The sequence below is a fragment of the Aliivibrio friggae genome (assembly GCF_057368515.1).
This window is the reverse complement of record NZ_CM170648.1, coordinates 2,031,866-2,044,543: the sequence shown is the minus strand read 5'-3', so window position 1 is coordinate 2,044,543 and position 12,678 is coordinate 2,031,866. Positions and strand designations below refer to the sequence as shown.

The 12,678-nt window shown below is 40.0% G+C and carries 9 protein-coding genes and 1 pseudogene; 6 read left to right on the top strand and 4 right to left on the bottom strand.

Annotation, left to right across the window (positions count from 1 at the left end):
* The first annotated feature begins 103 nt into the window (after window positions 1-103).
* From apbC to AC2INI_RS09480, 3 genes are all read left to right on the top strand, one after another.
* Window positions 104-1,171, top strand: coding sequence for an iron-sulfur cluster carrier protein ApbC (apbC, locus tag AC2INI_RS09490; protein WP_486304701.1), 1,068 nt, complete (start codon window positions 104-106; stop codon window positions 1,169-1,171).
* Between the two features lie 105 nt (window positions 1,172-1,276).
* Window positions 1,277-1,924, top strand: coding sequence for a uridine kinase (udk, locus tag AC2INI_RS09485; RefSeq protein ID WP_122033954.1), 648 nt, complete (start codon window positions 1,277-1,279; stop codon window positions 1,922-1,924).
* Window positions 1,925-2,096: 172 nt separating this feature from the next.
* On the top strand, window positions 2,097-4,232 hold the full coding sequence (locus tag AC2INI_RS09480; RefSeq protein WP_486304700.1) for an AsmA family protein: 2,136 nt from the start codon (window positions 2,097-2,099) through the stop codon (window positions 4,230-4,232).
* Between the two features lie 89 nt (window positions 4,233-4,321).
* Here AC2INI_RS09480 and cobO read toward each other — a convergent pair whose 3' ends face one another.
* From cobO to rne, 3 genes and pseudogenes are all read right to left on the bottom strand, one after another.
* The gene (gene cobO, locus AC2INI_RS09475; protein ID WP_486304699.1) at window positions 4,322-4,927 is read right to left on the bottom strand and encodes a cob(I)yrinic acid a,c-diamide adenosyltransferase; all 606 of its coding nucleotides are present in this window, start codon (window positions 4,925-4,927) and stop codon (window positions 4,322-4,324) included.
* A gap of 127 nt (window positions 4,928-5,054) precedes the next feature.
* Window positions 5,055-6,602 carry a SulP family inorganic anion transporter gene (locus AC2INI_RS09470; protein WP_486305716.1) on the bottom strand — a complete coding sequence of 516 codons (1,548 nt, stop codon included), beginning with the start codon at window positions 6,600-6,602 and terminating at the stop codon, window positions 5,055-5,057.
* 173 nt (window positions 6,603-6,775) lie between these two features.
* Window positions 6,776-9,762 (bottom strand): annotated as a pseudogene (gene rne / locus AC2INI_RS09465) (ribonuclease E).
* A gap of 444 nt (window positions 9,763-10,206) precedes the next feature.
* Between rne and rluC the strand changes: the two are divergent.
* The gene (rluC, locus tag AC2INI_RS09460; RefSeq protein WP_122033940.1) at window positions 10,207-11,154 is read left to right on the top strand and encodes a 23S rRNA pseudouridine(955/2504/2580) synthase RluC; all 948 of its coding nucleotides are present in this window, start codon (window positions 10,207-10,209) and stop codon (window positions 11,152-11,154) included.
* Window positions 11,155-11,244: 90 nt separating this feature from the next.
* Here rluC and AC2INI_RS09455 read toward each other — a convergent pair whose 3' ends face one another.
* Window positions 11,245-11,826, bottom strand: coding sequence for a Maf family protein (locus AC2INI_RS09455; protein ID WP_486304697.1), 582 nt, complete (start codon window positions 11,824-11,826; stop codon window positions 11,245-11,247).
* A 133-nt stretch (window positions 11,827-11,959) separates the two neighbouring features.
* Between AC2INI_RS09455 and yceD the strand changes: the two genes are divergently transcribed.
* The gene (yceD, locus tag AC2INI_RS09450; RefSeq protein WP_122033934.1) at window positions 11,960-12,481 is read left to right on the top strand and encodes a 23S rRNA accumulation protein YceD; all 522 of its coding nucleotides are present in this window, start codon (window positions 11,960-11,962) and stop codon (window positions 12,479-12,481) included.
* A gap of 16 nt (window positions 12,482-12,497) precedes the next feature.
* The gene (gene rpmF / locus AC2INI_RS09445) at window positions 12,498-12,668 is read left to right on the top strand and encodes a 50S ribosomal protein L32 (protein ID WP_122033932.1); all 171 of its coding nucleotides are present in this window, start codon (window positions 12,498-12,500) and stop codon (window positions 12,666-12,668) included.
* The last annotated feature ends 10 nt before the right edge of the window (window positions 12,669-12,678 follow it).

Below are 12,678 nucleotides of genomic sequence, written 5' to 3'. Positions count from 1 at the left end.
AAATTTTAAGAGATAAATAGTACCTGAAGCGAGCTAGAAAGCATAGAGGATCAAGGGTTCAATTAGTGATAGGATGGGTAAAAATAGATGAGGAGTTGCTAAGATGGCATTTACAACGATGGCAGAGATTAAAAATTGGTTAAATGAATTTACGCATCCACAACTTTGTGAGGGTTGGGCTGAGATCCCTAATATGGTTTCAATCGCGGCAACTGGCGTGATTACAGTAACATTACCCTTTGTTTCTGGCTCGATTAAGCAGGAATTACTCTCTTGGGTGGAATCACAAAAAGTAATCTTAGCGATACCGTCATTATCAGTCGTGATTGTAATGAAACCTGCTACTTTAAAAATAAATAAACCGGCAGTGAAAGGCGTTAAGAATATTATTGCAGTAAGTTCTGGTAAAGGTGGTGTGGGTAAATCAACGACGGCTGTTAATTTAGCATTAGCACTCCAACATCTAGGCGCGAGAGTTGGGATCTTAGATGCTGATATTTATGGGCCATCTGTGCCTCTTATGTTGGGTGTTGAAGATAAAAAGCCAAACATTGTCGATAATAATCGCATGATGCCGGTTGAAGCTCATGGTCTCTATAGTAATTCAATTGGTTATTTAGTTGATAAAGCAGAAGCGGCAGTATGGCGTGGCCCAATGGCCTCTAAAGCATTGTCACAGTTAGTGAATGAAACCTTATGGCCTGACTTGGATTATTTGATCATTGATATGCCACCAGGTACCGGTGATATTCAACTTACTTTGTCACAACAGATCCCAACGACAGGAGCAGTTATCGTAACAACACCACAGGACCTAGCATTAATGGATGCAATCAAAGGGGTTAATATGTTTACTAAAGTAGATATTCCAGTGGTTGGTGTGGTCGAAAATATGAGTGTGCATATTTGTTCTCAATGTGGGCATGAAGAAGCGATCTTTGGGACTGGTGGTGCTGAATCAATGGCGAAACATTATGCGATCCCATTATTAGGTAAGCTTCCTCTACATATTGATATTCGAAGTGAAACGGATTCTGGGACGCCAAGTGTGGCCTCAAATGTGAAAAGTGCTCACAGTCAGCTCTATATTGAGTTAGCAGAGCAGGTGTCTAGCCGATTATATTGGCAAGGAGAGGTCATTGTTGACCAAATAATGTTCAAGTCATTATAGTGTCTAAGTTAAGTGTAATTATCGGTGGAAAGTGTAGTTCGTAATCCCTATAATTAGGCGGTTTTATTTTAATCACCGCATCTCGCACACTTTTAGGTATCTTTTATGTCAGAGAACAGTAATCAAAACTGTATTATCGTAGGTATTGCAGGGGCATCAGCTTCAGGTAAGAGTTTGATCGCTTCGACTATTTATAACGAACTACGAGCAAAAGTTGGCGATCATCAAATTGGTGTAATAACTGAAGACAGTTACTACAAGGACCAAAGCCACCTGACCATGGAAGAAAGAGTCAAAACAAATTACGATCACCCAAGCGCACTTGATCACGAATTACTTTGTGAGCATCTTGAGCAGCTTATGCGTGGTGAAGCGGTTGATATTCCAACCTACAGCTATACCGAGCATACTCGTACTTCTGAAGTCGATGTGATGACTCCTAAAAAAGTGATCATCTTAGAAGGCATTCTACTTTTAACTGATCCGCGTTTACGTAATTTAATGCACGCAAGTGTGTTTATGGATACGCCATTAGATATTTGTTTGTTACGCCGCGCTAAGCGTGATGTAGAAGAGCGTGGTCGTACAATGGAATCGGTATTCCAGCAATACCAGAAAACAGTACGCCCAATGTTCATGCAATTTATTGATCCATCAAAACAACACGCAGATATCATTGTTCCACGTGGTGGTAAAAACCGAATTGCGATTGATGTATTGAAAGCTCATATTTCACGCTTACTAAAAGCGTAATATAGTGATTTTAAAAGAGGCCAACGTCATTGTTGGTCTTTTTTTTGTCTGCTTTCTGTCACTTTGAAATATTTAGGTATATAACTATAGATAACCGTATGTTTTTTATGTCTAACTGATGGCATAATTAACACTCTTGTAACCCTTTAAATACAATAGATGGATTTTGGTCGTGAAAAAAATAGCCTTATTAATTAGCATTCCGTTTATCGCAGTCATCGTTGCATTTTTGGTGCTAGTGCTGCTTGTGAATCCAAATGACTTCAAACCGCTAATAAAAGAGCAGGTAGAAGCGCAGACTGGCCGCCAGTTAACCATTGATGGCGATATCGAGTGGCGTTTTTTCCCAACGATTGGCTTTTCTATTGGTGAAGTAGCTCTAAGTAATCCAGATGGCTTTGCTACTCCTGATCTTGTGAAGTTTAATAATGCGGTTTTAGATCTTAATGTACGTCCATTATTCCAGCATGAAATTAATATTGGATTAGTGACTCTAGATGGTGCCTCTTTTACGTTGCATACATTAAGAAATGGGGTGAGTAACCTTGATAACATTGGGCCAGAAAAAGTAACAGATGATACCGCGGAAGTAATACCAACAGAAACAGCTGCAGAAGAAACGGTTAGCGCTGAAAATACAAAACCGAGCACGCAGCTTAATGACTGGAAGGTGACTCTAGAAGGTATTGCATTAACCAATGCGGAAGTACTTATTCAAGATGATAAAGCAGGCACTAAAATGTATTTTAGTGATATGAATTTGTCATTATCTCAGTTCAGTCCAGGTGAGTGGGCAAAGTTATCCTTTAATTTAAAAGGAGACCTAGGTCAGCAAAAAGTGGCGTTAGACGGTAAGACTGATTTAAATATTGCTGCTACATTAGATGCGGCGTCATTAAAGCAGACAGAGTTTACTGCTTCTTATTCTGATGCATCAAATAAATTTAAAGATATCACATTCAGCATTGATCAATTCTCTTTTGATGAGTGGGCGAACATTCGTTTAAAGGCGGCGGGTAAGGCTAATGAGCTTCAAGTAAGTTCAAACTCTACATTTGCATTGTATGTACCAAAAGCATTAGACGTTGTTCAAGTTAAAGACTTTTCAAGTACAAATAATGTTAAAGGAAAAGGGATACCAAATGAAGATGTTACCGCCGTTATTGGTTTTAACAGCTCATTTGATTTAAATAAATCGTATTTAAAAATTGAAAAATTGGCTCTGTCAGCGGTAGATACTGATTTTAATGGCAAGATGAGCGTGCAGTTAAACGATATTCCTAAGGTACGTTTTGAACTGCAGAGTCCAAATGTTGATGTTGATGCGTTATTAGCAACCTTACCTCAGAGTGAACCAACAGCAACTGAAAAGACAACAAACAGTAATAAAAAAGTATCAGCGAGTAAGGCAAAAGAAGTGGAACCTGATTTAAGTGCATTAAAAACACTTGATGTGGCAGGCTCGATAGTTATTGATAAATTTAAGGCAAGTAATGCCAAGATGCAAAATGTAACCTCTGTATTTTCCGTGAATCGTGGGGTGCTAAAACTGACAAAATTCCACTCTAGCTTGTACAGTGGTGGCATTGATATGACAGCAATGTTGGATGCTCGTAATAGCACGCCAACGTATACCTTTAAACAATCAATTAAAGGTGTACAGGTTGCTCCTTTATTGACTGATGTTATGGGGGAAAGTCTAGTTGAAGGTACTGGTAATATCGCACTTAATATTTCAGGCAAGAGCTTAAAACCAAGCGCTCTAAAACAAAATCTTAAAGGGAAAGCATCCGTTAATTTTGCAGATGGTGCCGTGAATGGCGTTAATATCCCATTACTGATTAGAACAACTTACGCCAAAATCAAAGGTGAAAAAGTTCAAGGCAGTGAAGAAGCTGAAAAAACAGACTTTAGTGCACTAACAGCAGATTTTTACTTATCAAAAGGCAATGCAACGACGAAAAATATTAAGATGGTATCCCCATTACTACGTATTCATGGTGAAGGCTCGGCTGATTACGTTGATGAAACGGCAAATATGCTAATTAAGACCTCTATCGTTGGCTCTCTGAAAGGTCAGGGCGGTAAAGACATTGATGATCTAAAAGACGTAACGATACCAATTAGAATTACTGGCCCATGGGCTAAGCCAAAATATAAGCTTGAGTTTGATGATGTTATGCAGCAAAAAGCCAAGAAAGAAATTGATCGTGGTATAGAAAAGCTTGAAGAGAAGTATGGTGATAAAATTAAAGATGAAAAAGTAAAAGAAGCGGCAAATAAACTGCTGAAAGGACTTTTTAATTAATTTACCGTAATAATAACAGTTAAAAAAATGGCCTGTGATCATGATTGATACAGGCCATTTTTATTTGTTATTAAGGATAGAGGGCTGATCTACCAGTCGATGCCTTTTAGGGCCTTAACGCCCGAATCAAAAGCATGTTTTACATTTCGAACTTCGGATACCGTATCAGCCATTTCAATTAATTCACGATGGGCTGCTCGTCCTGTAATTACTACAGATTGCATTTTTGGGCGATTTATCAAAGCTGTTTTAAGCTCTTCTAAGTCAATATAGCCATAAGTGACCATGTAAGTCATCTCATCCAATAAAACGAGATCGATTGACTTATCAGACAGGCTTTTCTTACAATCTTGCCATACACGCTGTGCGGCTTCTGTATCAGCGGTTTTATCCTGCGTATTCCAAGTAAACCCTGTTTTCATTACATAGAAAGGGACACCATGACCCTCTAGCAGGTTTCTTTCGCCACAATCCCAAGTACCTTTAATAAATTGAGCAACAACACAATTTAAGCCATGTCCAACCGCTCTGGCTACGGTCCCAAAACCTGATGTTGTTTTACCTTTTCCATTGCCAGTAACAACAATCAGTAAACCTTTTTCTGTTTGTGCTTCTTCTACACGCTTATCTACATTTTCTTTGATCTTTGATTGACGTTGTTTGTAGCGTTCGTTTTTTTGTTCTAGGTCAGTCATTTTTTATTCCATTAAATAAGAGGGGGGAAGCTGTTTGAATTTTTGTCGCGTGATAAATACAAAAATCCCGATAGGAGAACCATATCGGGATTTTTATTATCAATCAATTATAAAAATGAAAGAGCAACTATTGGCTAACCACTTTGTAGATTGGGTCTTCTTGCACATTAATCTCCACTAGGCTACCAGCCTTGTTTAGAAGCGCATGACAATCTTGACTTAAATGGCGCAGATGTACTTTTTTACCAGCTTTAGAGTAGCGTTCAGCGATGGTATCAACCGCTTCAATTGCTGAGTGATCGACAACTCGTGATGCCGCAAAGTCAATCACGATGTCTTGCGGATCATTTTCTACATCAAACAACTCTAAGAAGTTAGCAGCAGAACCAAAGAAGATTGGGCCGTTAATTTCATAAACCTTAGAACCTTCGTCAGAAACTGAATTTGTTGAGTAAATGTGTTTCGCGTGTTGCCATGCAAACATTAGCGCAGAAGCGACAACACCAACACCAACAGCAACAGCAAGGTCGGTTAGTACAGTAACCACGGTTACTAAAACAATTACAAAGAAATCTTGTTTTGGTACACGACGAGCCAGTTTGAATGTAGCCCACTCAAAGGTACCAATAACAACCATGAACATAACACCAACTAATGCTGCTAATGGGATCATTTCAATTAAGCCAGAAGCGAAAAGAATGAAGCCAAGTAGAGCAAGTGCGGCAGTAATACCTGATAAACGACCACGGCCACCTGAGTTTACGTTGATCATTGATTGACCAATCATCGCACAGCCGCCCATCGCACCAAATACAGAACAAGTTACGTTTGCAACGCCTTGACCAACACATTCACGGTTAGATTGACCGCGAGTACCTGTCATCTCATCAATTACTGTTAGGGTTAGTAATGATTCGATTAGACCGATTGCCGCTAAAATTAATGCGTATGGGAAGATGATGTATAACGTTTCTAAAGAAAGAGGAACGTTAGGTACAGAGAAGGTAGGCAGTGAACCCGCAAGTGTTGCAGCTTCATCACCACTCATTGTACGCAAGAAATCAACAACAGTACGTGTGTCTAAATCTAACCCTTGAACTAAACCAGTTACAACGATGATAGCAACTAAAGAAGAAGGAACAGCCGTTGTTAGTTTTGGTAAAAAGTGAATGATAGCCATTGTTAATGCAACAAGACCAAGCATTAACATCATTTCTGGACCTTGTAACCAATCAAGATTACCTAGCGCATCCGGAGCTTTAAACTGACCAAGTTGAGCAAGGAAAATAACAATAGCCAAGCCATTTACAAATCCGATCATCACAGGGTGTGGAACGATACGAATAAACTTACCTAGTTTAAATAAGCCTGCAGTAATTTGCAGAATACCGGCGAGTAAAATGGCAGCAAAAAGGTATTGAACGCCGTGCATAGCAACAAGACTAACCATAACTACAGCCATAGCGCCTGTAGCACCAGAGATCATGCCTGGACGTCCGCCAATGATAGAAGTAATTAGACCAACGATAAAGGCAGCATAAAGGCCAACCATTGGGTCAACACCGGCAACAAAGGCAAAAGCTACGGCTTCTGGAACAAGAGCTAACGCAACGGTTAATCCTGATAGAACATCATTCTTTACTGAATGATTAGAAAATTTTGGGAATTCAAACATGTTTTTTAGATATCTTCTTGGTTGTTTTTCAGTCATTTATGCCGCGGATCGTACAGAAAAGCGTGATGAAGTTCAATATTTATTCAGGTTATCAATATAAAAAAAGCAAGTTACGCCGAAACGTAACTTGCTTTAATTCAGGTTTATCTATTAGAAGGCGTTAGCCTAAAAAGTTATAAACCGGCAGTTTTTGCCATTGCAGCACTTGCTTGAGAGGTGGCTGTTTGGCTACCCGCTTGTTTTGGTTCAAAGCGTTCTGTTCTGAATGTCGCTGCAGTTACAGTGATTTCTTTAATCTCTGTTGGACCGCTTGCTTTTGTCATACCAGAAGATGCTTGACCTTTATATTGAGGCTTTGTAGCAACAACATTAACAGCAGGAGTTGGCGTTTCTTCAACTGCGATAACAGCCGGAGTAATTACTTCTTCTTTAACTTCAACTTTTTGTTCAACAATAGGTGCTTCTACTTTCGCAGGTGCTTCATTGATTGTTGGAGTTTCAATTACTGGTGTTTCAGTAATTACAGTTTCAGTAACGACCGCTTCTACAACTACAGCTTCTACAATAGGCGCTGCAATGTAAGGAAGTAGTACTTTACCCATTGCCATTTCAGGGAAAGCGACACCGCCGACATTTGCTTTCGCTGGTGTCGATTGCTTTGCTTTATCCTGTGCATTTTGAGTTTCGTTATCAACGAATTTCTCTTGTTGCAGCTTGGCTTTTTTCTGCTCTAAAATTCGAGTGTAATCAGGACAAACTTTACCCATCGATAGTTCTGGTGATGCAACACCAGCAAATAAGCGAGAAGGGTTGAAAGGACGACGATCACGACGACGACGACGCTGACCACTTGCACGTAAATGACGTGGAGAACGACGGTTACGACGTTGACCTTCTTTACGCTCGGTATTTGCTTCAACAGGAGCTGCTGGTTGAACTTGAGTTTCAACTGCTGTTACTACTTCAGCTTCTACTTTAGTTTCAACTTCAACAGATTGACCAGTACGTACCTTTTTCTGTAATTGGCGACGTTGACGGCGTTGTTTCACTTGAACCGTTTTCTCGCGTTTTTCTACAGGTTTTTCTGGTGTTTGAACTGGTGCTTGTTGTGCATCCGCTGCCAATTGAGTGCCTTGCTCTACAATTTCTTTGCGAACTTTAGGCTGTTTAGCTGGCTTATTATCAGCTGGTTTTACTGGTTTAGCAGTAGCAACTGGCGTGTCTTCAACTTTTTTACCACGACGATTATCGTTACGATTTTCGTTGGTATTGCGAGGTTCATTACCGTTACGGCGATTACGATTATTGCGACCATTCTCATTTCGACGACGATCGTTATTACGATTTTGGTTACGACGTTGAGGTTGAGCTGGTTTTTCTTCTTCTACTTTTTTCTCAGCTTCAGCAACAGGCGCTGTTTCTGGTGTTGAGAAGAAGTTCGCAATTGCAGAGAAGAAACGGCTAATAATGCCTGGTTCTCTTCTGTTGAAGCGACAGCTTTAGTTTCTGCTACTTTTGCTTCTGGAGCTTTTGCCATTGGGGCAGCTTGAGTAGGAGCACTAAAACCTTGAAGAACAGGTTCTTCACGTTTTCTTGGTGCAGTATTAGCAACCGGTGCTTCTTTTGCATCCGCTTCACGTAATGAATCTAGCTTCTTAGGCAGAAGGTAAGAAAGCATTTCTTGTTCTTCACCTTCACGGATACGAACCACTTCAAAGTGAGGTGTTTCCATGTCTGAGTTAGGAACAATGATAACGCGAACGTTATGGAATTTTTCAATGTGCTGAACTGAACGACGTTTTTCATTGAGCAGGTAAGAAGCAATAGAGACAGGAACAACAGCAAGAACTTGAGTTGTATTGTCTTTTAGAGATTCTTCTTCAATAAGACGTAAAACAGACAGTGCTAGAGATTCATTATCACGAACCACACCAGTACCCGTACAACGAGGACAAATGTGATGGCTTGCTTCAGCTAAAGACGGGCTTAAGCGTTGGCGAGACATTTCTAATAAACCAAAGCGAGAAATACGACCAATTTGAACACGAGCGCGGTCCATACGAACAGCTTCACGCATACGGTTTTCTACTTCACGTTGGTGACGAACAGGCGTCATATCAATGAAGTCGATAACAACTAGGCCACCTAGATCACGTAAACGTAATTGACGAGCAATTTCATCTGCTGCTTCTAGGTTAGTATTTAATGCTGTTTCTTCGATATCGCCGCCTTTAGTTGCACGAGCTGAGTTGATATCAATAGAAGTCAGTGCTTCTGTTGGGTCAATAACAATTGAGCCGCCAGAAGGTAAGCGCACTTCACGTTCAAAAGCAGATTCAATCTGGCTTTCAATTTGGTAGTGGCTAAATAGCGGTACTTCGCCTTCATACAACTTAACGCGAGATAAGAAATCAGGGCGAATAAGTTGGATGTGCTGACGAGCACGATCAAAAATTGTTGGGCTATCAATCAAGATTTCGCCAATATCACGACGTAAGTAATCACGAATTGCGCGAACAATTACGTTACTTTCTTGGTGAATTAGGAAAGGAGCTTGATTAGATTCTGAGGCGTGTTTAACCGCTTCCCAATGATTTAGGAGTACGTTTAAATCCCATTCTAATTCTTCTGCAGACTTACCAACACCAGCAGTACGTACGATCAGACCCATACCTTGAGGTAGTTCTAATGTACTTAGTGCTGCTTTTAATTGGGTACGTTCTTCACCTTCGATACGACGAGAAATTCCGCCAGCACGAGGGTTATTAGGCATAAGAACAAGGTAGCTACCGGCAAGAGATATAAATGTTGTTAAAGCTGCGCCTTTATTGCCACGCTCTTCTTTCTCAACTTGTACAATAACTTCTTGGCCTTCTTTCAATACGTCCTTGATATTTGGACGGCCTTGATAAGTGTAACCTTGTGGGAAATATTCTTTTGCAATTTCCTTAAGGGGAAGGAAACCGTGGCGATCAGCGCCGTAATCAACAAAAGCTGCTTCCAAGCTTGGTTCGATACGTGTGATTTTGCCTTTATAAATATTAGCTTTCTTAGATTCGTGACCAGGGCTTTCGATATCTAGATCAAAAAGGCGTTGGCCATCAACTAATGCGACGCGCAACTCTTCCTTTTGGGTTGCGTTAATCAACATTCTTTTCATTAGGGAATACTCATTACAAATTGTCGAGCTTGTTTGTCCACATCCATTTCAAATGGTGCCAGATCCCAAGGCTGATTACATGTGCAGCCTCACGGCTGGAACTCAGGGATGCTCTAGGGCACAATCCACATCAACACTATCGATAAAATAGTGCTGATCCGCAATAATTCGCGGTCGTTAAAACATAAAAAATGGTTGAGGCATATCAAGCAAAAAAACTCAAAGCAGTACGGATGTCTTACGCCAATTGCTGCATCACCGCATTCGAGCAGTATATTTTTAGTTCGTGTTGGTGCTTTTATGCTCACCAAGGTGAAGAAATAGCCATCTGGGCTGATTTCAGATGCTCACTATAACAGTCAGATCAAGCCTCAGCAATCTTCAATATTTGAAAGTGAGCTAAAAAAGGTTCATCAATTAGAATTAAGACAGTAGAATACACAAATGAATGAAGATAAACCTAAAGTGCAATTCGTCGAGATCGATGACGATTTTGCAGGGCAACGAATCGATAATTTTCTTCTTGCCCGCTTAAAAAATGTACCAAAAAGTATGATTTACCGAATTGTGCGTAAAGGCGAAGTTCGTGTAAATAAAAAACGCATTAAACCAGAGTATAAAATTCAAGAGGGGGATATAGTTCGAGTTCCTCCTGTGAAGTTACCTGAATCAACAGCTCCTGAGTTGCCGAATGTTAAATTGGCAAAAGTCTCTGAGCTTGAAAGCTGCATTATCTATGAAGATGATCATCTTCTTATTTTGAATAAGCCATCGGGTACTGCGGTACACGGCGGTAGTGGTTTAAAATTTGGGGCGATAGAAGCGTTACGTGCGTTACGTCCAGAGGCTCGTTTTCTAGAACTAGTGCACCGAATTGATAGAGATACATCAGGTATTCTTTTAATTGCTAAAAAGCGTTCAGCATTACGTCGATTGCAAGAACAGTTCCGAAATAAGACGGTTCAAAAGTATTATTTTGCTTTAGTTATGGGCGAATGGAAAAGTACCTGTAAAGTGGTCAATGCTCCTTTGCTTAAAAATGAAGTGAACAGTATTGTTCGAGTGAACCCTAATGGTAAGCCTTCTGAAACACGCTTTAAGATTTTAGAGAAATTTGAGCAAGCAACATTGATTCAGGCGAGTCCAATTACAGGGCGTACCCATCAAATTCGTGTACATGCACAATATACTGGTCACCCAATTGGTTGGGATGATCGTTATGGAGATAGACGATTTGATGCTTATTCAGGTAAGTTTGGTCTAGACCGATTGTTCTTACATGCAGCGAATATCAAATTTACTCACCCAAGTACGGAAGAGTTAATGGATATTAGCGCTCCAATGGAAAATCGACTAGAAAGAGTTTTAAAAGGATTACGTTCTAAAAAGTAACGTGTGGTTACTCTTTTTATTATTCTAGCGATAAGTGTTATTTAGCACTTATCGCTTTTTTTTACTCACATCTTTCGATCAAAAAATTGCTTATAAAACTTGGAATTGTTGACGTTCCAGCATATCTATCAGTGTTATCAAGGGAAGACCAATTAAAGTATTTGGATCTTTTCCTTCTAGTTTTTCAAATAAGGCAATACCAAGTCCCTCACACTTAAAACTACCAGCACAATACAATGGCATTTCTTTATCCACATAATTTTCAATTTGTTTTTTTGTTAACTGGCGGAAATGAACCTTAAACTCTTCACAAAGGGTTTCACTCACCATTGTCGTGCTATTAAATAGCGATAAACCCGTATAGAAAGTAATAATTTGCCCGCTGGCTTCCTGAAGTTGAGTAATGGCTTTTTCGCGTGTTAATGGCTTTCCTACAATGCGATCATTAATCTCGCAGACTTGGTCGGATCCTATGATCAAGTAGTTAGGATCCTTAATGCCGCAAGAGAGTGCTTTTTGCTCCGCTAAGCGAGTGACTAAATCTCTAGGTGATTCATTTTCCAACGGTGTCTCATCGCAATTGGGTGAAATTGCATCAAAAGGGACTTGGATCTTCTCTAAGATCGAGCGTCGAAAAGGCGATGTTGAAGCTAGAATGAGTTTTGGTTGCATAATGGGTTCTTCTTCTTAAACTTTTCGTTTATTATTAGCAACTCTGCTGAAATAGCAACTGGGAAGAAAAAAAGCATATTTTTTGCCATTTTTCTTTGACTCTAAGGCTTTAGAAAGATAAGATGCGCGCCCTATGCAAAAGGTAAAAATACCACGAACAGTTGATGCAATCCAAAACGCTCAACGAAGATTAGATTACGATGGAATCATCCAATCTGATATTTTAAAGCGTTTGGCTGAATCTACTGAAGATGTGAAAAGTGATGCTGAAGTCACGATGTCATTTAAAGTTGACGAACAACGATTAGCCGTTATCTCTGGTAAAGCTAGCGTCAATGTATTGTTGGAATGTCAACGCTGTAATAAAAATTTTGAACATCACCTAAATGTATCATTTAAGTGTACGCCTTTTTTAAGCGAAGAAAAGGCAGCTCTAGTTCCTGAGGAATATGAGTTTGTAGATTTAAATGAAGTAGGTGAAGTTGATCTCGTTGAGTTGGTAACTGACGAGTTTATTCTAGCGTTGCCGCAAGTCGCTATGCATGACATTAAAGATTGTCAGGTCAAATCTAACAATTTGGTATTTGGCGAAATTCCTGAAGAGGAAGAGAAACCGAATCCGTTTGATGTTTTAAAATCTTTAAAACAACAGTAATTGAGGAGTAGGGTCCATGGCCGTACAAAAGAGCAAAAAATCACGTTCAATGCGTGGCATGCGTCGTTCACATGATGCACTAACTACAGCTGCTTTATCTGTAGACGCAACTAGTGGCGAAACTCACCTTCGTCACAACGTTACAGCTGACGGTTTTTACCGTGGCCGCAAGGTAATCAACAAGTAAGGTTGACGCT

What these genes read in the sequence shown, in the direction of transcription:
- apbC (WP_486304701.1), top strand. Translation starts at nt 104, where the DNA reads ATGGCATTTACAACGATGGCAGAGATTAAAAATTGGTTAAATGAATTT.
- udk (WP_122033954.1), top strand. Translation starts at nt 1,277, where the DNA reads ATGTCAGAGAACAGTAATCAAAACTGTATTATCGTAGGTATTGCAGGG.
- cobO (WP_486304699.1), bottom strand. Translation starts at nt 4,927, where the DNA reads ATGACTGACCTAGAACAAAAAAACGAACGCTACAAACAACGTCAATCA.
- AC2INI_RS09470 (WP_486305716.1), bottom strand. Translation starts at nt 6,602, where the DNA reads ATGTTTGAATTCCCAAAATTTTCTAATCATTCAGTAAAGAATGATGTT.
- rluC (WP_122033940.1), top strand. Translation starts at nt 10,207, where the DNA reads ATGAATGAAGATAAACCTAAAGTGCAATTCGTCGAGATCGATGACGAT.
- AC2INI_RS09455 (WP_486304697.1), bottom strand. Translation starts at nt 11,826, where the DNA reads ATGCAACCAAAACTCATTCTAGCTTCAACATCGCCTTTTCGACGCTCG.
- yceD (WP_122033934.1), top strand. Translation starts at nt 11,960, where the DNA reads ATGCAAAAGGTAAAAATACCACGAACAGTTGATGCAATCCAAAACGCT.
- rpmF (WP_122033932.1), top strand. Translation starts at nt 12,498, where the DNA reads ATGGCCGTACAAAAGAGCAAAAAATCACGTTCAATGCGTGGCATGCGT.